A 21,329-nucleotide genomic window follows, 5' to 3' on the forward strand; every position below is an offset into this window, starting at 1 on the left:
GACTAGCGCCATTTTTTACAACCTCTTCTGAACGTTGGAGTAGCTAGGCAGTGTTAGAGGCGCGCGGGTTAACATGCAGCAAACGAGACAGAACCCTTTTTGAGGGGCTTTCACTTGCCGTTAGTGCTGGTGAATTGCTGTATTTGCGTGGACCTAATGGCGCGGGGAAAACCAGCTTGCTTCGCATTCTCACAGGGCTAAGCTCACCTGATTTAGGTACCGTTTTTTATCAAGGAATAGATGTATCTAAGGATAAGTCAGGCTATCACCATGATCTCCTTTATCTAGGTCACAAAAGCGGCACTAATGGTAGCCTTTCGGCATTAGATAACCTGTCGTTCTGGTTAGCCCAGCACAAGGTATCGGTACCAATTAATACACTATATGACGTTTTAGAAAAAGTGGGGTTAGTTGGTCTTGAAGACGTGCCGGTAAGGTATTTATCTGCAGGGCAACAACGTCGTGTTGCGCTATCAAGACTGTGGCTAAAGCCGTCAAAGGCATGGATATTGGATGAACCGTTTACAGCGCTAGATGTGAAAGGGGTTCATATGCTTGAAACTAGTATGAAAGAGCATGTTAGCGGCGGCGGTCTCATTATCACCACTTCACACCAACCTTTGTCAAAGACGGCAGGTGAACACCGCGTATTCGATTTGGAGTATCGCTTCTGATGTCACTATACCGAGGAATTTTCAAGCGCGATATACAGATTGCGTTTAAGCAAAAAGCAGAGTTGGTGCAGCCACTAATGTTTTTAACCATGGTAGTGACTTTGTTTCCGTTAGGCGTTAGCCCGTCCCCCGATACCCTTCAGCGCATTGGGCCAGGGGTAATTTGGATTGCCGCCATACTGTCCTCTCTCATGGCGATGGAAAGGCTGTTTCGCGATGACTTTCAAGACGGTTCGTTAGAGCAGTACATACTTTCTGGCATGGCGTTGCCAGCGGTAAGCGCGGTGAAAGTGACCGTACATTGGCTGGTTAGTTTCGTGCCCTTATTTTTGCTTTCCCCGTTATTAGCAATGTTCTTGAATTTAACAGTGGATATGTATATCGCGCTTGTTTTAACTTTGCTGCTGGGTACGCCGCTACTTTCTTTAATTGGTGCCATTGCGGTAGGGCTTACCGTTGGATTGCAAAAAGGCGGGGTACTTTTAGCACTGTTACTTATCCCTGTCTTTATTCCTTTACTGATATTTGCCACGTCGGCTGTGGATTCTGCCGCACTGCAATTACCTTATCATGCGCAACTTGCTATTATTGCCGCCATGCTTTTATTGGCTGCGGCATTGGCACCGTTTGCCATCGCGTATTCTTTAAAAGTGAGTCAAAACTAATGTGGAAGTGGTTACACCCCTACGCAAAAACAGAGCGTGCTTACCAGCTTTGTTTAACTTTACAGCCTTGGTTTTGGGTTGGTGCTTTAGTGTGTTTGAGCATAGGCACTGTATGGGGGCTTGCCTTTGCGCCCCAAGATTATCAGCAAGGTGATTCGTTTCGTATTATTTATATTCACGTGCCTAGCGCCATTTTGTCTATGGGAACTTATGTTGCTATGGCAATTGCAGCCCTGGTCGGTATGGTTTGGCAGTGGCGTACTGCTTATATGAGCATGATTGCCATGGCTCCCATTGGCGCAGTAATGACCTTTATCGCTTTGTTCACAGGGGCGGCTTGGGGTAAACCTATGTGGGGTGCTTGGTGGGTATGGGATGCGCGCCTGACATCAGAGCTTATTCTACTTTTCTTGTACATGGGGGTTATAGCCCTTTACGGTGCATTTGAAGACAAGCAACAGGCTGGTAAAGCCGCAGGCGTAATGGCTCTTGTTGGTGTTGTTAATATCCCCATTATTCATTACTCAGTAGAGTGGTGGAACACGTTACATCAAGGCGCAACAATCAGTAAATTTGACAACCCTTCGATTGCGCCTGAAATGTTATGGCCGCTGTTAATTAACTTACTGGGTTTTGCTTTCTTTATTGGTGCTGTGACCACAGTGCGTCTACGCAACGAAATTGTATTACGAGAAATGCACAGGCCTTGGGTACAAACGTTGGCAATGAAAGCAATGTCAAAGCAGCAAAGCGATACGGCAAATACATTTGGAAAAGAGGGCAATTAAGATGCAGTTTGAGTCCTTTGCCGATTTTTTAGCTATGGGCGGTTATGCGTTTTACGTGTGGCTGTCGTTTGGCGTTACTTTTGCGGCAATGGCTATTGTCGCCGTACAAAGTTTTATTAAACATCGCGGCCTTTTAAAGCAGGTGGTGGTGGAAAAAGAACGCAAAGCGCGCATTAAAAAAGCGCGACAGCAACAGTGAGATAACGCCTAGTTTAGCGTTAAAATTTAATTTGGCATTTGTTTGCGTTTTTATCGTTTATTAGTTTTTTCGAAGTGAGAGTTGCATGAACCCGAGACGAAAGCAGCGATTGACCGTAGTAGGAATTATCGGTTTTTTAGTAGTAAGTGCAATTGGATTGATGCTTTACGCTCTAAACGACAGTATTGACCTTTTTTATACGCCCAGCGAAATTATTGAAGGCAAAAATGGACAAAAACCACAGGTTGGCCAGCGTCTTCGTATAGGCGGTATGGTGGTACCTGGCAGTGTGAAAAGAGATCAAGAGAGTTTGGCTGTGAGCTTCGACCTAATCGATACTGGTCCAACGGTTACTGTGACATATACAGGCATCTTGCCTGATTTGTTCCGCGAAGGTCAGGGCATTGTGGCAACGGGGATACTTACCGGCGAGAAGAATATCAAAGCGCAGGAAGTACTCGCTAAACACGATGAAGAATACATGCCACCTGAGCTGGCAGAAAAAATGAAAGGCATTAAACACGTTAAACCTGACAATATGCCTTCCTACGAGTCGTCAAACGGCACTGGAGGCAAATAATTTATGGTGCCTGAGATTGGAAATATAGCGCTAACGCTAGCGTTGGTATTGTCTATTTTATTAGCGGTTTATCCTTTATGGGGGGCGCATCGTCAGCATGAAACGTTAATGGCTACTGCCAAGCCGTTAGCTATTGGCCTATTTACGTTTACACTTATCGCCTATGTCTGCTTGACCTATGCGTTCGTTACCGATGATTTTAGCGTGGCTTACGTTGCGCAGCATTCAAATAGCCAGCTTCCTATCTATTATAAAATTACCGCTGTATGGGGCGGTCACGAAGGCTCTTTCCTACTGTGGGTACTGATGCTTTCAATCTGGACAGTGGCTGTGGCGATATTCAGCAAGGGTATTCCTCTTGCTATGGTCGCTAGAGTACTGTCGGTATTAGGCATGGTAGGCATTGGTTTTTACTTATTTATGCTGCTTACCTCAAACCCTTTTAACAGCATGCTGCCTTTTTTTCCAGTCGACGGGCGAGATCTTAATCCGCTGCTGCAAGACTTTGGTATGATCATTCACCCGCCTATGCTTTATATGGGCTACGTAGGCTTTTCTGTCGCTTTCGCGTTTGCTATCTCGGCGCTTATTTCTGGTCAGTTAGATTCAACCTGGGCGCGTTGGTCAAGGCCTTGGGTTATCTCTGCCTGGGCGTTTCTCACAGTGGGCATTGCACTAGGCAGCTGGTGGGCGTATTACGAACTTGGCTGGGGCGGCTGGTGGTTCTGGGACCCAGTAGAAAATGCCTCGTTTATGCCTTGGTTGGTAGGTACGGCCCTGATGCACTCGCTGGCAGTGACCGAAAAGCGAAAGGCGTTTAAATCATGGACAGTGCTACTTGCAATTGCCGCATTTAGTTTGAGTTTATTAGGTACCTTTTTAGTACGTTCCGGGGTCATCGTTTCGGTGCACTCTTTTGCAAGCGATCCTACTCGAGGCTTGTTCATCTTAGGCATATTGATTGTACTTAGCGGTTTTGGATTGCTGCTTTATGCCATGCGTGCGGCTTCGCTTAAGAGCCCAGGACGCTACCAAGCGTTTTCTCGTGAAGTGCTGTTAATGGGTAACAATGTATTTCTGTGTGCAGCAACATTAGTTGTTCTTCTCGGTACGCTACTTCCTCTTGTTCACAAAGAGTTAGGCTTAGGCAGTATTTCCGTAGGCGCACCCTTCTTTAATCAAATGTTCACCTTATTGATTGTGCCCTTTGTATTGATGTTAGGTCTTGGCCCGCTAACGCGTTGGAAGCAGCAAAAAGCCAGCGAACTGCAAAAGCAACTGTTGGTCGCAGGTGGAATTGCGCTAAGTGCAGGTGTACTAGTGAACTTTGCCTACGACGAGCCAACTTACATGGGTGTACTAGGAATGGTGTTGGTGTTTTGGATCCTAGTCACCACAGTACAAGAAGTCATGCAGCGTTTAACGGCTATGCCTTTAAGTAGCTCTGATAATGCATCAGTACTATCTAAACTTCGCAAACTTACACCAAGCCACTGGGGCATGGTGTTGGGACACGTTGGCTTTGCTATTTGTATCATTGGTATTACCCTTGTTTCAAACTACGAAATGGAGCGGGATGTTCGCATGGACATTGGCGATACCGTTTCTTTAGGTGGTTATGATTTTAATTTCAAAGACGTACGTAAAGTACAAGGACCGAACTTTGACGCGGACAAGGGCGTATTCGACGTTTATAAACACGGCGAATTAATAGCGCATTTAGAGCCTGAGAAACGTTTGTATACAGTTCAGCGCATGCCAATGACAGAAGCGGCTATACATTCAAACCTAGCACGAGACTTATTTATTGCTATGGGTGAACCGTTAGACAACGGTGCTTGGGCCATTCGTATTTACATTAAACCGTTTGTTATCTGGCTATGGGCGGGCGCAGTGGTTATGGCTATAGGCGGTATCTTCTCTATTAGCGACAAACGTTACCGTATGGCTAAGGTGAAAAAGATAAAGCGAGTATTTGGTGGCAGTAATGACGCGAACTCATCGACAGGTAATGAGCAAGCACCTGTTGTTTCAAATACTTCAGTGAAAGGAGACGCATAATGAAAAAAGCTCCACTTGTTGCGATTCCATTGGTGCTGTTTTCTTTGCTGGTTATTTTCTTATTCAAGGGGCTTTTTTCTGACCCTAGAGAGCTAGACTCTCAAGCTCAAGATAAAACATTACCTGCTTTCTCACTGCCAGATCTTATGCAGCCAGATATAACCTATACCCCAAAAGACTTAAAAGGAAAGGTGACTATCTTAAATGTATGGGGGGTATGGTGTGTGACTTGCGCTGTCGAAATGCCGTATCTTACTCAGCTTAAGAATGAGCAAAATGTTCACATTGTGGGGTTGTATTTCGACCAGGATTTAGACCCGGACTTTGGCACAAAAACACTTAGTCGCGTTCAGCAAGAAGTCACAGACATGCTCAGCCGCTATGGCAACCCCTACGCGTACAATATCTTCGATGTTTATCGCGATACCTCCCTTGACCTTGGCGTTACTGGGGCGCCAGAGCACTTTGTGATTGATGCTGAAGGCATTATACGTATGCATCACATAGGCGATATTAATGAGCGCGTGTGGAATTCAAAAGTTGGTCCGCTTTACAATAAGCTAGTTGCCGAAGCGTCTGGCAAAGTAAGTGAAGATAGGAAAGTGGACGTTGACGCTGTAATGAGTGACGCCCAAAGTGTTCAAGGAGGTGAGTGAGGATGTTAGCTAGCAATGCTACCCATATACCTTGTGAAGCCTATAAGGTTGATACAGATGTGCATGTTGCTCACAATAAAACTATCAACTTTTCCGTTTTTAAAACGCTAGTGACTAGGTTTTTTGCCCTTTTGCTGATAGTTGGCGCTTTCTCGGTACACGCCGCTGAAGATAAATTTACCTTCGACACTTCAGCGCAACGTGAGAGCTTTTTAAAACTTACCGCTGAACTGCGTTGCCCAATGTGTCAAAACCAGAATATTGCAGATAGCGACGCCATGATTGCCCACGACATGCGCCGAAAAGTATACACCTTACTTAAACAGGGCAAAACAGAGCAAGAAGTCATTGAATTTATGAAGTCGCGCTATGGCGACTTTGTACATTACCAACCGCCTGTTACGGCTGCGACACTGTGGCTTTGGGCTGGCCCCGTATTGTTTATATTCATTGCCTTGTTGGTTGTAATTCGCCGGAAATCGGTAACGCCACCTGAAGATATGGCCGCTAAGTTAGCCAAAGCAGACAAAATGTTGGAGCAAGAGAAAGAATGAGTTGGTCTGAGTTTTATATTATTGTTTCAGGCTTAATCACGCTTGTTCTTTTAATTGTCGCTTTTCCATGGCTTCGCAATAAAAATCACGCAAAACAAGACAGTTTGAGCAATACGCAAATTGTTAAGCAGCGCCTTGCCGAACTTGACCGCGAGGTGCAAGAAGGGCTTATTAGTGAGCACGACAAGCGTCAGGCGGTTGATGAACTTAAATTGGCGCTAGTGGATGAAAGTGCATTTCACCAAAACAAAACCGGTAACGCTAAATTGCCACTGGCAATAGGTGGTCTACTTGCTGTGTTATGTGGAGCAATTGTGTATTCGCAAGTTAACCAGATGGAACGTGTTGCGAAAGCCCAGCAGTCTATTGAAGCGCTACCCGAGCTGAGTCAGCAACTTGCCAGCGGTAACGCGAACAACCTGACCCCACAAGACATCGCTAGCCTTGCATTAGCCATACGTCAACGACTTCGCGAGGAACCGGAAGATGATACAGGCTGGATGTATTTTGGCAGATTAATGCTGAGTGTTGGCCAAGAAGTGCAGGCTATTGAGGCTATTGATAAAGCCGTGAGCTTAGCGCCTTCTAATTCAGCTAACCGTATTACACTTGCTCAGGCTTTAATGACCACGGGTGATGTAAACAACTTGGAACGTGCGCAATCTATCTTATTAGGCTTGCTTAATGATAACCCTGAGAATGATAATCTCGCGCTTATGATGGCAGTGGTGTCGGCTCAACTTGGTGATCTTAATAATACTCGCCGTTTTTATCAGCAAGTTGAAGGTAAACTGCCAGCAGATAGCGATATGGCCCAGCGTTTAGTTGCGCGTATAAAAGAGCTTGAGGGAAATACCACCGAAATGGTAGCGTTACAACGCTCGAATGCAGAACCTACGGATGAGACGGATATACAAGGCGATAACGAGCAAGCCCTTACAGGCTTTACCATCACCGTTAATTTGTCCGATGACGCTGAAGCAAGCGCGCCTAAAGAAGGCTTTTTAATTGTGTTTGCTCAAGATGCAAACTCAGATAATAGAATGCCTGCTGCAGTGGTTAAGTTGCCAATAGATGACTTTCCGGTTTCTGTAACATTAACTACCGAAAACGCTATGATGCCACAATTTACACTTGCTGCGCTTTCTGATGTAGTGGTTACCGCAAGGCTATCGGAAGATGGCAATGTGGCGGTAGCTGAGGGAGAATGGCAGGGAAGTGTAAACGCAAGCGTTACTGCCAATCAGCTATCTTCACTAAGCATTATTATTGATAAGGAATTATAAGTATGGACTTGTCTAAATCACTCGCGACCGGGTTGATTATTGCCGCAGGTTTTCTAGGAGGCTGTGCGACCAATGATGCGCAGTCTCAATCGCAGGAGGCTAAGTCAAATACTGCTGTAGTAGATACATCAGACCCACGAGATCCGCTTGAACCGGTTAACCGCGAGATTTGGGACTTCAACTGGGATGTATTGGATGCATATATTTTGCGCCCTATCACAGTTACCTACGTTACCGTTATGCCTCAGCCTGCACGAACTGGCTTAGTGAACATTACGGATAACCTACAAGAGCCAGCAAACTTTTTAAATAATATGTTTCAAGGCAAAGTGGATGATGGTTTAGACAGCCTAGCACGCTTTTTAATAAATACTACGGTAGGGCTAGTCGGAACCTTTGATGTTGCGTCTAAAATTGGCATTGAGCGCAAACGTGAGCAGTTTGGTGAAACCCTAGCTGTTTGGGGTTTAGATACAGGTCCTTTCTTAATGCTGCCGTTTTTAGGCCCAAGCGATCCGCGAAGCTTCACCGGTGATTATGTCGACGGTTTTGCCTTTCCTATGTCGTTACTTGAAGGCTCGGTAAACTTAGCGCGCATTGGTATTTCAGTACTTGAAACAAGAGCGCAATTACTCGACCAAGAAGCACAGCTTGAGCAATCAGTTGACGATTATGCTTTCGTAAAAAATGCTTATTTTGAGAATCTAGAATTCCGCGTTACTGATGGTAAAAGCGGTGATAAAGCGATAGATGATGAGCAGCTTGATGACTTTGCGGATTTCGAAGCTATGTTGGAAGGCAATGACTTTGATAGCTATGAAGAAGCGTCAGAAGAAGCTGTCGAAGAGTCTACAGAGAAAGAAGATACGCCGGTTAATGACACTGAGAAGACTAAGCTAAAAGAAAAAGAATCCAAGTCGAAAGACGATAAATAGAGAATAGAGTAATAAATTGAACGAAGTCGGATAAAGTTCGGGGGAAGGGGTTATTTATTATTATCTAATCTCAATTCCATAACCTTTACTTCAACGTCACCCTAGCTATATATGCTCAATCAAAAAAGCCATGCTCAACAGCATGGCTTTCTTATTCTTGGTATGTGAACAAGCTTATTGGCAGCGTTCAAACGATAAACTAGTCCTTTGGATAGCCCATCGGGTTTTGCGACTGCCAGTTCCATGTGTCTGCGCACATGTCTTCTAAGCCTTTTTCAGCATGCCAGTTAAGTTCTGTGGCAGCTTTAGTTGGGTCTGCATAACAGGCAGCTACGTCACCGCTTCTACGGGGTGCAATCTTATAAGATACGGTTTTACCCGAACCTTTTTCGAACGCTTTAATCATTTCGATTACAGAATAGCCTTGACCCGTACCTAGATTGTACTTATCTAGTCCCATATTTAGGTTTAGTCGATCGAGCGCTTTTAAGTGACCGTTTGCGAGATCTACAACATGGATGTAGTCGCGAACACCAGTGCCATCAACGGTATCGTAATCATCACCAAATACGCTTAGTTGCTCTAGCTTACCGGTAGCAACCTGAGAGATATAAGGCATTAAGTTATTTGGAATGCCGTTAGGGTCTTCACCAATTTGGCCCGACTCGTGCGCGCCAACTGGGTTAAAGTAGCGAAGCAACACTATGTTCCAATCGCTATCTGATACATAAAGATCGCTGAGCATATGTTCAACCATCAGCTTAGACATACCGTAAGGGTTCGTCGGTTGGCCTGTAGCCATATCTTCTCGTAGCGGAAGCGATGCAGGGTCACCGTAAACCGTAGCAGAGGAACTAAACACAATATTTTTCACATTGTGCTTCTGCATGGCTTTACACAGCGTAAGTGTACCGTACACGTTGTTTTCGTAGTACGAAAGGGGCTTTTGTACAGATTCGCCAACAGCTTTTAAGCCCGCAAAGTGAATAACAGCAAAAATATTATGCTCGCTGAAGATGTCATCTAATACAGCAGTGTCGCGAATATCGCCTTGAACAAATGTCACCGACTTGCCTGTCAGTGTTTCCACGCGACGCAGCGACTCAGCACTTGAATTGGCTAGGTTGTCGAGTACGACAACACCGTAGTTTTGTTCAAGTAACTGTAGAACTGTGTGGCTACCTATATAGCCGGCACCACCAGTGACTAGGATGGTCTTCATGCATTCTCCTTGCTAGACGGTTGCGCAATGTATTTAGCGCATATGGAATATTGAATAGGTTTTATAACCAATGGATAAACTAAAAATACCACAAAAGCCCAGAGTAACGAGGTCCAATTTGATGCGGTTTGAAGAATAAGAGCAAACACAGGCACGATAACGAGTAGCTTTAGAACATTCAGTAAGGTCTTTTCTGGAACAGTAAGCCGTTTTGCTGCCTTGTCGAGCAACTTAACGCGCTCTGTTAAAGGAAGACCTTTTAAAGCAGGAATGTCTCTTGTAGAAAAATAAAACTTCATAGGTTTGCTCTAAGCCTTTATTTCGAAACCTTAAATAAAAAACCGCCGGAACGTTACGTTGCGGCGGTTATTGTAGGGTAATTGGTTAACACTTAAAACATGCTAACAATAAATTACGCTTTTTCTTCAATACCTGCTTTTTCCCAGAAACGAGACTTAAAGCTCATTAAACCAATCACGATAGCAATAGCTATACTGAATAGCGCAATTTGAAGATACAGGGCAGGCATTTGCTCAACCTTCTCTGGATCAAAGTTACCAGAAAGCAGGCCAGCAATAATGTTACCGATAGAGTAGGTTAGTACAAACACACCCATCATTTGCCCTGCAAAACGCTTAGGCGAAAGCTTACTTACGGCGCTTAGTGCAACTGGGCTTAGGCAAAGCTCACCAACCGTATGCAAGAAGTAGGTTGTAACAAGCCACATAGGCGCAACTTTAAGGCCTTGAGCAGCGTATTGTGACGCCATAAACATTACCAAGAAGCCCGATGCCATAATAACGATACCAATAGCACACTTAATGGTGTACGACGGGTCTATCATTCGCTTAGCAAGGTTAATCCAAAGGGCGGCGAAGAAAGGCGACAAAATTATAATGAATAGCGAGTTTGAAAGCTGGAACCATACGGTTGGAATTGCATCCATTCCGAATAGAGAAGTGATAAGCGAACCGCTTTCAAGTACACGGTCGGTATAGTTCTGCGCGAATAGGTTTAACGAAGAGCCTGCTTGCTCAAAACCAGACCAGAAGCACGCAGATGCAACACAGACTAAGAACAGCGCCCACATGCGCTTCTTCTCGTTGTCGCTTAGTTGGCCTTTAAAATAAATAAAGCCGAAGTAAAGGAAGAATATGACCGTAAAAGCAACGGCAACTTGCTGAGCAAGGGCAACAGGCTCAATAACGATGGTGCCCATGTGCGCAAGAACTATAACCACAACAGCTAGTGCTACTACTGCCCATACGCACATCCATGCACGCTGTTTGGCCGCACCTTGATAAGGATTTGCTGGCGCCACAGAATCAGCCGATAATGAGCGGTTGCTGAAGTAATATTGAATTAGGCCAATAGCCATACCAATAGCAGCTGCACCGAATGCATAGTGCCAGCCCCAATTTTCCTGTAAATAACCAGTGACTAGGTAGGCGATTAGAGAACCAATGTTAATACCCATGTAATACAGCGCATAGCCACTGTCACGACGGCCATCATCCTCACCATATTGCTGACCAACCATGGCTGAAATGTTAGGCTTAAGTAGGCCTGTGCCGGAAGCAACAAGAATAAGGCCAACAAAGAAGAGGTTTTGCAGGTCTATGGCGAGTACTACGTGACCTGCGAAGATGATAATGCCGCCGTACCATACAGCGCTTTTACCACCGATTAAGCGGTCAGCTAGCCAACCTCCAGGCAAACCTAAAAAGTATACCGCACCAGTATACAGGCCATAGATAGCGCCAGCGGTTGCAACAGTAAAGCCCAAGCCTTGAGTTTGTAAGCTTGCTGTCATGAAAAGAACAAGTAGCGCGCGCATACCGTAGTAACTCATGCGCTCCCACATTTCTGTAAAGAATAGCGTTCTTAGGCCCCCTGGATGGCCGAAAAAGCTAGTATCGTTAGATGGTTTCATAATTATATTTTAATTCCATATTGCTTATGGTTGTTATTGTAGAGCACTTATAGGATAGGCTCTTTGATAGTCGTCCGTAAGGCGGATAGCTTCTTATACTAGAGCTTGCTTAAAGACACAAGATTTGGGCGACAAACTTCATTAAAGCGGTGTCAATTGACTAAGTCTTAATCGACTTAGCCAATTGACATGAGGGTTTGGTGAAAGGTAGACCCTAAAGTTCGCGTATGGTAGCAACTACGATTCTTACAATTCCGTAAATAAGCAGCAATGACACACCGAAAAGAACCAGGTTATAGATTACCGTTGGGTAAGCATTATCGTCTGGAAGGGTAGGCGATTCTACCGTGACCAAATGTTGCAACTTTTGATACGCCTCTACACGTGCATTTTCGAGGGTGATAAGCGATGAAGAATACGCTTGAATGGCGAGCTGTAGCTGAACCTGAAGGTTACTGTATTGCGCCATAAGCTCACTCACTGACAGGGCCTCGCTTTCCCCTTCAGCGGTACTAATGCGCTCTTTCTGCTTTTCCACTTCTTTTTGAAGTGCAGCGATTTCACGTTTTATGTTAATGACTTCAGGTGCAACGTTAGACATCATAGTGGACATTGTACTTAGCTCGGCCTTTTTCTGGGCAAGGGTAGCTTCTAATGAAAAGGCAATCTGCTGAAACGCTGCGCCTTCAGCTGTAGGGTCAAGCACATTGTATTTAGATTGAAAACCTAAGATTTCCGTCTTTGCTTGTTGAAGTTTTTGCTCAACAATCTCATGCTCGCCTTTGGCAAAGGTAAGCTTTGATTTCGCTAAGTTGTTATTGATGTTGTTAATAAACTCTTCTGCCTTATCAACAATAGCCTGGTTAATTATTTGGGCATATTCTGCGTCAAAAGCACGGGTACGCAGGCTAATTACGGAAGACGCTGAATCGACGCTTACCTCAATATGGTTTAAGTAAAACTGATAAAAGTCTTCTTGCTTATGAGAGGACGACAGGCCGCTAAACATATCAGCTTTGTCTGACATGTAATGCTCTCGAAGACCAATAGTGTCATCCAGATACTTAATCATATCGGCAGATTGAATATACGCTTCCACTAGCTGACTTTCTGTACCGCCAGATGCGCCAGATACGCCGGCTGCCATTAATAGAGAAGACGGGTCAAAGCTGCTGCCGCCATCGCTTGATTTAACGATAAGCTGACTTTTACTTTCGTATTGTGGTGCCGCCCATAGAACAAGATAGGCGGCATACAGTACCCAAGGAAGTACAAGCAACAGCATTTTGTGTTTACTTAGAAGGGCATTGAGCTGTGTAAGAGATTTTTCCACTGTGATTTGAACCTATTTAAGTGATTTCTTATTGTCTGCATCCTGCGTATAAACGTCGATGCCTTCTTCGAGATCGTGATAATAAGTGAGTTTTCCATCGTCAATGATGACGGCAGAGGTACAGAATTCGCGAATTTGGTCAAGCTCATGGCTCACCATGATAACGCCGGCCTGCTCGCTTTTTTCCTTAAGCGATAAACGCGCTTTTTTTCTGAAAAGCGGATCGCCTACTGATGTCGCTTCATCGATAAGGTAAATATCGAAATTAATATTCATGCAGCATGCAAACACCAACTTGGCGCGCATGCCCGACGAATAGGTGCGAACGGGAAGATCAAAGCGTTTGCCCAACTCAGCGAACTGTTGCACCTTTTCTTCGTATTCAGGAAGCGATTTAACATTGTTGATTCTTCCCACAAAACGCGTGTTTTCACGCCCGGTCATTTGCGGGTGCACCCCCGTTTGCAGAGCCACCGGCCACGACATAGATTTGTTTGTTAAAACGCGGCCTTTGTCGGGGTATTCACTTTTCGCTAGCATGCGGAAAAGGGTTGACTTACCCGCACCATTTTTACCTAAAATCGCGACGTTATTCTCGGTTGGAAAATCAAAATTTAGATTTTTAAAAATATATTGAGGGCCCATTTTACTGGGATAGCTCTTTGTTAAGTTTTCTATTCTGATCATCGAGATAGCACCCTCTTCCACGTGATGTGGTACATCGAAAGGCTTAGAAATAGGGCAACCGTTGTTACTTCTAAAATATAGCCTAACTCAACGCCGTGTTTCCCGTATGACTCGAAGCATGCGAATCTGGCTAATTCGTTAAAGTGGACTAAAGGGTTCCAAGTTAAATAAGGCCAAACTTCTTCAGGTACGTCCTGAAGGCTAAAAAATACACAAGAGATGAATAGTAGAGGCCTAGATAGCATAGACTTAATTTTGTCTACTTCGGGAACAAATGCGCTGGCGATAGCGAATACTATACCAACCGCGACACCGAACACCCACAATAACGTGAAGAGAAATATGAGAAGTAGAGGATCATTAAGAACAAATGTTTCATCTAAAAGGTACAGGGCAATGTACAAAAGGAAAACCACGGTAGTTTTTATTATTAACTCTAGAAATCCAGCAGTTAAAATTGCAGCAAATGGCTGAACTTGTCTAAAAGCGTAGAGCGGTTTATTCCTTCGTATTGAAGTAGAAACACCATTCATACAGGAAGTGAACGTTTGCAGCCCCATCAATCCAATCATCATAAATATAAAGAGTGGTATTGAATGAACATCTCCGTCGTGTAGAAGGCTTCTAAAAAATGAAAGAGCAAAAATGAAAATAAAAGGTTCGAGGAATGCCCAGCCCAAGCCAAATTTATCGTTAAATTTACTTTGAAGCTCACGCAGGAAAAGCGCAAAAATTACGCCCCTCCATGCATAGAGCTGATCTTTAAAAGTTACCATGCTTAGTTAGTAGCAACGTTAGCTGCAATAGCAATTTGATAAACGATTTGGGTGATATCTTTAACAGCTTGCAGTACTTTGGTATCAATTGCAGGCAGAACTATAATCTGATCCCCCGGCTCAAGCTTGTTTTTGTCGCTTGAAAGGAATGAGTCGCTCACGCTTGAAAAAGTGACGTTACCGTTTTTGCGAACAATAAGTATACGCTCGTCTTCAGCGCGTTCGGTAAAGCCGCCAGCCCAAGCTACATAATCTTCAGTCGTTGCATCTGGGTTAAATACTACAGATTGCGGTAGTAGTACTTCACCGCCTACATGTATCAAGTCAGTTACTTCAGGAATGACGATAGTGTCGTTAGGTTCAAGCAAAATATTAGCTATGTCGCCGTTTTCAGATACAACAACACGGCCTTGGGGCTCTACTTGCCTTGCTCGAGCAATAAAGTCTGCAACAAGCTGTGCTTCTTGAGCGCGTATAGCACCTTCACCAGTCGAGCTTATCGGTGCGGTATACATGCTTCTCTCAAGACGCTGTAGGCCTTCTTCAATAATTTCCTTTTGTTTGACGGCAACACTTTCTCTAAGTAGGTAGATATTTTGTGTGTCAGAGAGCGTGGTATCAGCTTCAATATGGTCTAACACGTCAAGTAAGCGTGCGCCTTTATCAACCATGATTTGTGATGCGCCTGCGAAAGCGCCAGCAACATTGATTCGGTATATTTGCGGCTCATGATCCGCAATGTATTCTACCGTGTCGCCTGCGCTTAGGTCTAAAGAAGCGAACTCTTTTAAATCTAAATAACGTGCGAACTGTTTATTATTGCGAACACCTGATACTGAGGCATGAGAAGCGAATTCACCGGGACGTGCAAAGTAGTTAACCACACCACCGTTAAGCTCTTCATTTAAAAATTCAAAGGTAAAGCTATTACGGGCTCCGGTTTCAACGACGATAGTGTTGCCAATTGGGTGCACTAAAATGGTGTCGCCGTCTTTAAAGGATACCTCTGGAAGCTTTCCACTTCTAAAAAAGGCATACAAGTCTGCAGATGCGACGACCTTACCATTGCGAACGACATCTATTTGCCTAAAACTGCCGCGCTGGAAGTCGATGCCGCCTGCACGTTTTAAATAATAGAGCACACTATCTGAAGCAAGGCCAGCGTATTGGCCGGGGCGCAATACTGGCCCTGATACAAATATAGATACTGGTGTCGATGTCAGTAGGTTTACGTAGACATTCACGTCGTTTGTGTAGACTTGTCTAATTTTTGCAGTAACTGTCTGGTTTACACTACCTGCCGGTGTATTCGCAACGCGGATAGGGCCGATGTTAGGAATAAAGATATTGCCTTGGTTGTCGACGGTAACTACGCTAGAGAAATTGACTGCGCCCCATAACCAAATATTTATCTTGTCACCAGGCGCAACCAAGTAATTGTCGTTTAAGCCTGAACTGCGCTCTGACTCAAAGCCACCAATAAATAGGTTCGCAGCAAATGGAGGATTTTCCATAGGGGGTTGGGCGGGGAAAACCGTATCAATAGTAGGCTCTCCAGGTAAATTTACACCGTTTCGCGGCTGAGTAGAAAATTGCCCCATAGAACTTGCTGAGCCTGTAGCGCCAGGTAAAGTTCGTTGCGTTGATATACTCAGAGGAGAGACCGATTGTGTAACACCTCCGCTCTGCGATTGTTGAGCCCTTTCTCTTAGCTGCTGTAGTTGTTCGACACTTTGTGCGAAAACAGGTTGCAAAAGAAGGCAGCCAACTACTGCTGAACACGCTGTTACTGAAAGCGTTTTGATTGTGTTTTTTATATCCATAAACTTCATTAACTTATTCACCTTGCGCGGTTGCCGAAACTACGAGAGGAGAAACGACTTTCCATCGCCCATCTCGCTGGCAAGTGGTTACTTTGCGCTGCGCGCCCGTCTGAACAGAGTCACTGTCTTGTAAAGAAAAGCGGATACACTTGTTGCCGGTGGCTGAAATGTAGTGTTTGGTGGCTGCATAATCATAGCCGCCAAAGCGTATTGAAAAGGATTCTTTTTTATCAAAATAAATATTGGCTTTTGGAATATTTATTGCAGACTCTTTTTCCGGTGCTAGGGAATATGCAAGAGAAGAGTGCACCAAGGGTATGTCAGCTTCGGTAACTGTAGGTGAGTTAGTACACCCTGCGGCGCTCACAATTAGTGCGAACGGCAAAATTAAACGTTGGAATTGTTTGAACATTAGCTTTCATATCCATATAGCAATTTCGCGCTAGGATAACATAAGTTTTAAAAAAAGCATGTTTGCTATCGCAGTGGCGCTAAGGTTTAAGACTTCAAAATGACTATATTGTTAGTGGAAAGTTCACAATGAGTAGGAAATTTAATACTTAGTGAAATAATTGCGCTTGTGGTACGTCTACATTTTGTATTTGCGAGTAACTGGAATATCACGAAACGGCTTCATATGGCAATTAGCGTAATCGCTGTGCGGGGAGATCGCAGCTATAACTGTAACTATTACGAAATGTTTTGAAACGATAATTTTGCAATTGGGGTGGTTACTTAAACAAATGTTTTATATCATATGGCAGTTTTCGACCCGCATAGTTATAAAGATAAACCCTCACCGCGCTGGAAGAAATGGAAGTTGTAAAAATATGGAATCGATATTGAGCTTTTTAAACAAATTTACAAGTGCATTGGTCAAGCTGGAAAACTCGCGTGTTTCGGTAACCGGTGACGAGAGGTTGTGTGTTTTATGCTAGCGTATTTGCAGTTCGTCCCGCTTTTTACTGCATTTTTCGTAGCCCTAATTCTTTTAGTGGTGATGACGCCTCTAGCGCATCAGTTTGGCTTAGTTGATCAACCTACAGCACGTAAACGCCACGCAGGTATTGTACCTTTAACAGGTGGCGTGGCTATATTTATGGCCGTACTTGTTGCAAGCGTCGCCACCGATGTGTGGATGAAAAATAACCCGCTGTTCTTTACCGCATCTGCTTTCGTAGTATTGCTTGGTATGCTGGACGACCGCTTTGACTTAAGTGCGAAAGGTCGCCTTATGTGTCAATTTGGCGTGGCTGCCATTATGGCATGGAGCGCGCAAAATTATATTACGTCATTAGGCGACATCTTTGGCACCGGCGAGGTGCTGCTCGACCTAGGCGGGTATTTCTTCACCATCATTTGTGTTGTTGGCGTTATCAATGCTTTTAACATGATAGACGGAATTGATGGTCTTGCAGGCGGTATGAGCTTGGTTATATTGCTTACTGTGGCAGGTTTTTTAATTTTCACTGGTAATGGCGCCTCTATTATGGAGCCACTTATTATTGTAGCAGCTATCGTTCCTTTCTTGGCGTTTAACCTGAGTTGGAAAGGGTTCAAAGGGAACAAGATATTTATGGGCGATGCCGGCAGTATGTTTGTCGGTCTCACGATTGTATGGCTGCTTGTTGATCATACCCAAGGTGAAACGGCTGCGTTTAGGCCTATAACGGCAGTGTGGCTTGTTGGGCTTCCTTTGATGGATATGGCTGCAATCATGTATCGCCGTGCGCGCAAGGGGCAGTCTATGTTGAAACCAGACAGGCAGCATCTTCACAATATTTTCATGCGAGCAGGGTTAAGCAGTCGGCAGTCATTGGTAGCAATATTGTGCCTAGGTGCGTGCTATTGCCTTATCGGTATTCTAGGTGAAGTTTATCAAGTACCTGAAGCGGTTATGTTTTATAGTTTCATTGGGCTTCTAGTTGTTTATAGTCTAGTGATTCAGCATATATGGAGCGTACTTCGCTTTATTAAGCGAGTCAGGACGTAGATTCGGTAAAACTCATAGCAGGTTGCATGAAATCTCTGTAACATACCGTCGAAAAAGAAGCGCATAAAAGCGCTTTTATTTTCTCTGTTATTTTTATTGCTGGTAAATAATTCTTGATAAATCAATTCTCCGTCATTCACAACGAAAACAAAAAAAAGCATGTTGAATCGATTGTCGCAATGGCCGTTTATCAAGCCGACAATGCGAGATGGCTGCGAGAGGCCATCGAAAGTATAACAGGCCAGACCTATACCGATTTTCTCTTCATCATTGTTATTGACGGGCCGGTACCAGAGCCTATAACTCAAGTACTTCAAGAAGCTGCAAAGAATGACGATAGAATTATTTTAGCGCAAAATAGCCAAAATATCGGCCTTGCAAGTAGCATGAACTCTGCTATTGATTTTGGTTTGCAGTTTGACCCCTCTTATTTTGTGAGAATGGACGCAGACGATATCTCTGAAGAGTACCGACTTTTGCGCCAAATCACTTACCTAAATCGGCATAGCAATATTTCCGTACTCGGCTCAGCGCTTACTGAGATAAACGAAAGTGGAAAAAAGGTGGGTGCGAGAGTAATGCCCGCTTCGCACAAACAAATAACCCGAATACTACCTAGGCGCTGCTCGCTAAATCACCCTACAGTGGTGATCCGTTACAATGTGTTTCACGATGGCCACAGATACAATGGCGATTTACTTAACACGCAAGATTATTTTTTCTGGATTTCGCTAGCTTCGCAAGGTTATATCTTTAGAAATCTGAAGGACCGATTATTAAAGTTTAGAAGAGTGAATAACTTCTATAAGCGGCGTGGGCTAAGCAAGTCTCTCAATGAGTTTAAAGCGCGCATCTTTGCGATCACCAAATTAAAACAGTTTTCACCCTATAACTTTTTTTATGCTTGCGGTGTCTTATCACTGCGCTTAATGCCAGGGAAAGTGGTTAAATTAGCATACAAACTCGACAGACATTTGTTAGAGAGGTTTGGTAAGCATTGAAAACAGGGATTGTCGTAATACTCTATAACCCCGATATAGGGCATCTTACTAATGTGATTAAGGCTTTTTCGGCGCCTGAGTGGGATTTAGTATTAGTTGATAATTCTGCCAATGCTGATGAGCGTTTGAATACATCTCTCTGCAGTTACATTCATTGCGGAACCAATTTGGGTATTGCAAAAGCTCAAAACATAGGTTTGAAAAAGCTCTTTGATAAAGGTGTTGAATACGCTTTCCTGCTCGACCAAGATAGCCAGTTTACACCTAGCATTGCCAATGAATTATTACGCCAGTTTACTACTTTGGAGCAAAAAGCGCCGATCGCCGCAATAGGTCCCTCTATTTACTGTCAATTTTCTGATTGTGTTGATCAGGGTGTGCTTCAAAAAGGTAAAAAAATCTCCAATAGCTTGAAAGAAGTGAAACAAATTATTGCCTCGGGCATGCTTATCTCTCGTCGGGCTTTTGAGAGAGTGGGCGGAAAGGAAGAGGCACTTTTCATTGATGGTGTTGATCACGAGTGGTGCTGGCGAGCTCGAGCAAAGGGTATGGCCATTTACCAGTCATTAAGTGCTTGTATGCCTCATCGGCAAGGCGATGATAGGGTGAAAGTATGTGGCGTTATGTTTAAACAAGGTGCTCCAATTAGACTCTACTATCAATTTCGCAATGTGCTTATTCTAGCCCGGCGTAGCTACGTTCCGCTTTATTGGAAACTTCGTCATGTTTGTGCAATACCCTTAAGGTATCTTGTTAATCGATTTTGCTTTAAGCAGGGTAAAGCGAGAGGTCAGTATATGCGTCATGGGTTAAAAGATGGTTTTATGCGCACCGGCGGTCCTATTCAATCTAACAAGTGTGCTAGATAAGCGTCGCTAATCAGCTACTTCTAAACGAATGGTTCGTAAGTAAAGTGAAAAATATACTCACTGCACTTTCACTGTATTGGTGCATTATATATTATTTATCCCAAATTTTGTGCATTAATGAGTGAAAAACAACCGTAATGCCCATTTTCAAGACACAAATGCTCTAAAAGGGTAATTGGAACATCGATTGCATTACTCTTTTGTATAATAGCGAATATAGATAAGCTTAAGAAATAAATGACGGCAAAGCGCCGTCTTAAGCGAGTAACTAGGATTTTAAAAAAGGATATTAACTTATGAGTCAGGTTAAAAAAGCGGTAATTCCTGTAGCAGGTCTTGGGACGAGAATGCTTCCGGCAACGAAAGCTATCCCTAAAGAGATGTTACCTGTGGTTGATAAGCCACTAATTCAGTACGTTGTTAGTGAATGTGTTGCGGCTGGTGTAAAGGAAATTATTCTAGTAACTCACGCTAGTAAGAACAGCATTGAGAACCACTTTGATACTTCATTTGAACTTGAAGCAACGCTTGAAAAGCGTGTTAAGCGTCAACTTTTAGAAGAAGTTCAGTCAATTTGTCCGAAAGACGTAACCATCATGCATATCCGTCAAGGCGTAGCTAACGGGTTAGGTCACGCTGTATTGTGCGCTCGCCCGTTAATTGGAGACGCTCCATTTGCTGTCGTTCTTCCTGATGTGATTATTGATGATGTGGCAAGTGACCCTAAAAAAGATAACCTTGCTGATATGGTAGCTAAGTTCAATACCAGCCGTGTAAGCCAAGTTATGGTTGAACAGGTAACAGAAGAAGATATTTCTAAGTTTGGCATCGCTGACCTAGACGGCGCGGCTATTGCGCCAGGAGATTCAGCTAAAATACATAAGATGGTTGAAAAACCACCGCGCGACGAAGCACCTTCAGATCTAGCTGTAGTGGGTAGATATGTGCTTTCAGAAAAGATTTGGGATCTGCTAGAGTTCACGCCACCAGGTGCGGGCGGTGAAGTTCAACTTACCGATGCTATTGATGCACTGATGAAGCTTGAACAAGTAGATGCATACTACATGAAAGGTAAGAGCCACGATTGCGGAAGCAAGCTAGGTTACATGAAAGCTAACGTTGAATACGCATTGCGCCATCCTTCTTTAGGTGATGAGTTTAAAGAGTACCTAGCGTCTGTAGTGAAATAATAGAATATTTCGGAAGCTACAAGAAATATAAAAAATGCGCCAATATTGGCGCATTTTTTGTTTTTTAACACTCTTTGAACGCAGCTAGACTAACTATTAGATTA

General features: G+C 43.9%; 22 protein-coding genes. 14 read left to right on the forward strand and 8 right to left on the reverse strand.

Features of this window, described 5'->3' with window-relative positions; translation table 11 throughout:
• The first annotated feature begins 50 nt into the window (after positions 1–50).
• From ccmA to PCAR9_RS04370, 10 genes are all read left to right on the forward strand, one after another.
• Positions 51–674 (forward strand): cytochrome c biogenesis heme-transporting ATPase CcmA, encoded by a 624-nt coding sequence (gene ccmA / locus PCAR9_RS04325; protein WP_179982562.1) that lies wholly within the window; start codon positions 51–53, stop codon positions 672–674.
• Positions 674–1,339: a heme exporter protein CcmB gene (ccmB, locus tag PCAR9_RS04330; protein WP_179982563.1), complete on the forward strand. Its 666-nt coding sequence runs from the start codon at positions 674–676 to the stop codon at positions 1,337–1,339. The genes ccmA and ccmB overlap by 1 nt, the downstream gene beginning before the upstream one ends.
• Positions 1,339–2,127: a heme ABC transporter permease gene (locus PCAR9_RS04335; RefSeq protein WP_179982564.1), complete on the forward strand. Its 789-nt coding sequence runs from the start codon at positions 1,339–1,341 to the stop codon at positions 2,125–2,127. Before ccmB ends, PCAR9_RS04335 begins: the two co-directional genes overlap by 1 nt.
• A gap of 1 nt (position 2,128) precedes the next feature.
• On the forward strand, positions 2,129–2,326 hold the full coding sequence (gene ccmD, locus PCAR9_RS04340) for a heme exporter protein CcmD (RefSeq protein ID WP_179982565.1): 198 nt from the start codon (positions 2,129–2,131) through the stop codon (positions 2,324–2,326).
• Positions 2,327–2,411: 85 nt separating this feature from the next.
• Positions 2,412–2,906 carry a cytochrome c maturation protein CcmE gene (gene ccmE, locus PCAR9_RS04345; RefSeq protein ID WP_179982566.1) on the forward strand — a complete coding sequence of 165 codons (495 nt, stop codon included), beginning with the start codon at positions 2,412–2,414 and terminating at the stop codon, positions 2,904–2,906.
• 3 nt (positions 2,907–2,909) lie between these two features.
• On the forward strand, positions 2,910–4,967 hold the full coding sequence (locus tag PCAR9_RS04350) for a heme lyase CcmF/NrfE family subunit (protein ID WP_179982567.1): 2,058 nt from the start codon (positions 2,910–2,912) through the stop codon (positions 4,965–4,967).
• Positions 4,967–5,623, forward strand: coding sequence for a redoxin family protein (locus PCAR9_RS04355; protein ID WP_179982568.1), 657 nt, complete (start codon positions 4,967–4,969; stop codon positions 5,621–5,623). The genes PCAR9_RS04350 and PCAR9_RS04355 overlap by 1 nt, the downstream gene beginning before the upstream one ends.
• Before the next feature lie 110 nt (positions 5,624–5,733).
• The gene (locus tag PCAR9_RS04360; RefSeq protein WP_232091276.1) at positions 5,734–6,177 is read left to right on the forward strand and encodes a cytochrome c-type biogenesis protein; all 444 of its coding nucleotides are present in this window, start codon (positions 5,734–5,736) and stop codon (positions 6,175–6,177) included.
• Positions 6,174–7,463: a c-type cytochrome biogenesis protein CcmI gene (gene ccmI / locus PCAR9_RS04365; RefSeq protein ID WP_179982570.1), complete on the forward strand. Its 1,290-nt coding sequence runs from the start codon at positions 6,174–6,176 to the stop codon at positions 7,461–7,463. The genes PCAR9_RS04360 and ccmI overlap by 4 nt, the downstream gene beginning before the upstream one ends.
• 2 nt (positions 7,464–7,465) lie before the next feature.
• Entirely contained in the window at positions 7,466–8,398 is a 933-nt protein-coding gene (locus PCAR9_RS04370) for an MlaA family lipoprotein (protein ID WP_179982571.1), read from the forward strand.
• A 199-nt stretch (positions 8,399–8,597) separates the two neighbouring features.
• Here PCAR9_RS04370 and galE read toward each other — a convergent pair whose 3' ends face one another.
• The 8 genes from galE to PCAR9_RS04410 form a co-directional block, all read right to left on the reverse strand.
• The gene (galE, locus tag PCAR9_RS04375) at positions 8,598–9,620 is read right to left on the reverse strand and encodes a UDP-glucose 4-epimerase GalE (protein WP_179982572.1); all 1,023 of its coding nucleotides are present in this window, start codon (positions 9,618–9,620) and stop codon (positions 8,598–8,600) included.
• Positions 9,617–9,919: a DUF6170 family protein gene (locus PCAR9_RS04380; protein WP_179982573.1), complete on the reverse strand. Its 303-nt coding sequence runs from the start codon at positions 9,917–9,919 to the stop codon at positions 9,617–9,619. The genes galE and PCAR9_RS04380 overlap by 4 nt, the downstream gene beginning before the upstream one ends.
• Before the next feature lie 113 nt (positions 9,920–10,032).
• On the reverse strand, positions 10,033–11,553 hold the full coding sequence (locus PCAR9_RS04385; RefSeq protein WP_179982574.1) for a peptide MFS transporter: 1,521 nt from the start codon (positions 11,551–11,553) through the stop codon (positions 10,033–10,035).
• A 214-nt stretch (positions 11,554–11,767) separates the two neighbouring features.
• Positions 11,768–12,886 carry a KpsE/RkpR family capsule polysaccharide export protein gene (locus PCAR9_RS04390; RefSeq protein ID WP_179982575.1) on the reverse strand — a complete coding sequence of 373 codons (1,119 nt, stop codon included), beginning with the start codon at positions 12,884–12,886 and terminating at the stop codon, positions 11,768–11,770.
• 12 nt (positions 12,887–12,898) lie between these two features.
• Entirely contained in the window at positions 12,899–13,573 is a 675-nt protein-coding gene (locus PCAR9_RS04395; RefSeq protein WP_025254261.1) for an ABC transporter ATP-binding protein, read from the reverse strand.
• A complete protein-coding gene (locus tag PCAR9_RS04400; RefSeq protein WP_179982576.1) occupies positions 13,570–14,349 on the reverse strand; it encodes an ABC transporter permease in 780 nt (259 codons plus the stop codon). The genes PCAR9_RS04395 and PCAR9_RS04400 overlap by 4 nt, the downstream gene beginning before the upstream one ends.
• 2 nt (positions 14,350–14,351) lie before the next feature.
• Positions 14,352–16,181: a polysaccharide biosynthesis/export family protein gene (locus PCAR9_RS04405; RefSeq protein ID WP_179982577.1), complete on the reverse strand. Its 1,830-nt coding sequence runs from the start codon at positions 16,179–16,181 to the stop codon at positions 14,352–14,354.
• A gap of 4 nt (positions 16,182–16,185) precedes the next feature.
• Positions 16,186–16,584 (reverse strand): hypothetical protein, encoded by a 399-nt coding sequence (locus PCAR9_RS04410; RefSeq protein WP_179982578.1) that lies wholly within the window; start codon positions 16,582–16,584, stop codon positions 16,186–16,188.
• A gap of 519 nt (positions 16,585–17,103) precedes the next feature.
• On the opposite strand from PCAR9_RS04410, the gene wecA reads away from it, so the two are divergent.
• The 4 genes from wecA to galU all read left to right on the forward strand — a co-directional run bounded on the left by wecA (position 17,104) and on the right by galU (position 21,225).
• Positions 17,104–18,165, forward strand: a complete 1,062-nt coding sequence (gene wecA, locus PCAR9_RS04415) for a UDP-N-acetylglucosamine--undecaprenyl-phosphate N-acetylglucosaminephosphotransferase (protein ID WP_179982579.1) — start codon at positions 17,104–17,106, stop codon at positions 18,163–18,165.
• 113 nt (positions 18,166–18,278) lie between these two features.
• Positions 18,279–19,166: a glycosyltransferase gene (locus tag PCAR9_RS04420; RefSeq protein ID WP_179982580.1), complete on the forward strand. Its 888-nt coding sequence runs from the start codon at positions 18,279–18,281 to the stop codon at positions 19,164–19,166.
• Positions 19,167–19,219: 53 nt separating this feature from the next.
• Positions 19,220–20,035, forward strand: a complete 816-nt coding sequence (locus PCAR9_RS04425) for a glycosyltransferase family 2 protein (RefSeq protein WP_232091116.1) — start codon at positions 19,220–19,222, stop codon at positions 20,033–20,035.
• A 296-nt stretch (positions 20,036–20,331) separates the two neighbouring features.
• Complete coding sequence (galU, locus tag PCAR9_RS04430) at positions 20,332–21,225, forward strand: UTP--glucose-1-phosphate uridylyltransferase GalU (protein WP_179982582.1); 894 nt, start codon at positions 20,332–20,334, stop codon at positions 21,223–21,225.
• Positions 21,226–21,329 lie beyond the last annotated feature (104 nt).

It is taken from the genome of Alteromonas macleodii (genome assembly GCF_903772925.1).
Classification (GTDB): domain Bacteria; phylum Pseudomonadota; class Gammaproteobacteria; order Enterobacterales; family Alteromonadaceae; genus Alteromonas; species Alteromonas macleodii_A.

Coding starts and splice junctions, on each gene's coding strand:
- ccmB (WP_179982563.1), top strand. CDS start 674: ATGTCACTATACCGAGGAATTTTCAAGCGCGATATACAGATTGCGTTT.
- PCAR9_RS04335 (WP_179982564.1), top strand. CDS start 1,339: ATGTGGAAGTGGTTACACCCCTACGCAAAAACAGAGCGTGCTTACCAG.
- ccmD (WP_179982565.1), top strand. CDS start 2,129: ATGCAGTTTGAGTCCTTTGCCGATTTTTTAGCTATGGGCGGTTATGCG.
- ccmE (WP_179982566.1), top strand. CDS start 2,412: ATGAACCCGAGACGAAAGCAGCGATTGACCGTAGTAGGAATTATCGGT.
- PCAR9_RS04350 (WP_179982567.1), top strand. CDS start 2,910: ATGGTGCCTGAGATTGGAAATATAGCGCTAACGCTAGCGTTGGTATTG.
- PCAR9_RS04355 (WP_179982568.1), top strand. CDS start 4,967: ATGAAAAAAGCTCCACTTGTTGCGATTCCATTGGTGCTGTTTTCTTTG.
- ccmI (WP_179982570.1), top strand. CDS start 6,174: ATGAGTTGGTCTGAGTTTTATATTATTGTTTCAGGCTTAATCACGCTT.
- PCAR9_RS04370 (WP_179982571.1), top strand. CDS start 7,466: ATGGACTTGTCTAAATCACTCGCGACCGGGTTGATTATTGCCGCAGGT.
- galE (WP_179982572.1), bottom strand. CDS start 9,620: ATGAAGACCATCCTAGTCACTGGTGGTGCCGGCTATATAGGTAGCCAC.
- PCAR9_RS04380 (WP_179982573.1), bottom strand. CDS start 9,919: ATGAAGTTTTATTTTTCTACAAGAGACATTCCTGCTTTAAAAGGTCTT.
- PCAR9_RS04385 (WP_179982574.1), bottom strand. CDS start 11,553: ATGAAACCATCTAACGATACTAGCTTTTTCGGCCATCCAGGGGGCCTA.
- PCAR9_RS04395 (WP_025254261.1), bottom strand. CDS start 13,573: ATGATCAGAATAGAAAACTTAACAAAGAGCTATCCCAGTAAAATGGGC.
- PCAR9_RS04400 (WP_179982576.1), bottom strand. CDS start 14,349: ATGGTAACTTTTAAAGATCAGCTCTATGCATGGAGGGGCGTAATTTTT.
- PCAR9_RS04405 (WP_179982577.1), bottom strand. CDS start 16,181: ATGAAGTTTATGGATATAAAAAACACAATCAAAACGCTTTCAGTAACA.
- PCAR9_RS04410 (WP_179982578.1), bottom strand. CDS start 16,584: ATGTTCAAACAATTCCAACGTTTAATTTTGCCGTTCGCACTAATTGTG.
- wecA (WP_179982579.1), top strand. CDS start 17,104: ATGCTAGCGTATTTGCAGTTCGTCCCGCTTTTTACTGCATTTTTCGTA.
- galU (WP_179982582.1), top strand. CDS start 20,332: ATGAGTCAGGTTAAAAAAGCGGTAATTCCTGTAGCAGGTCTTGGGACG.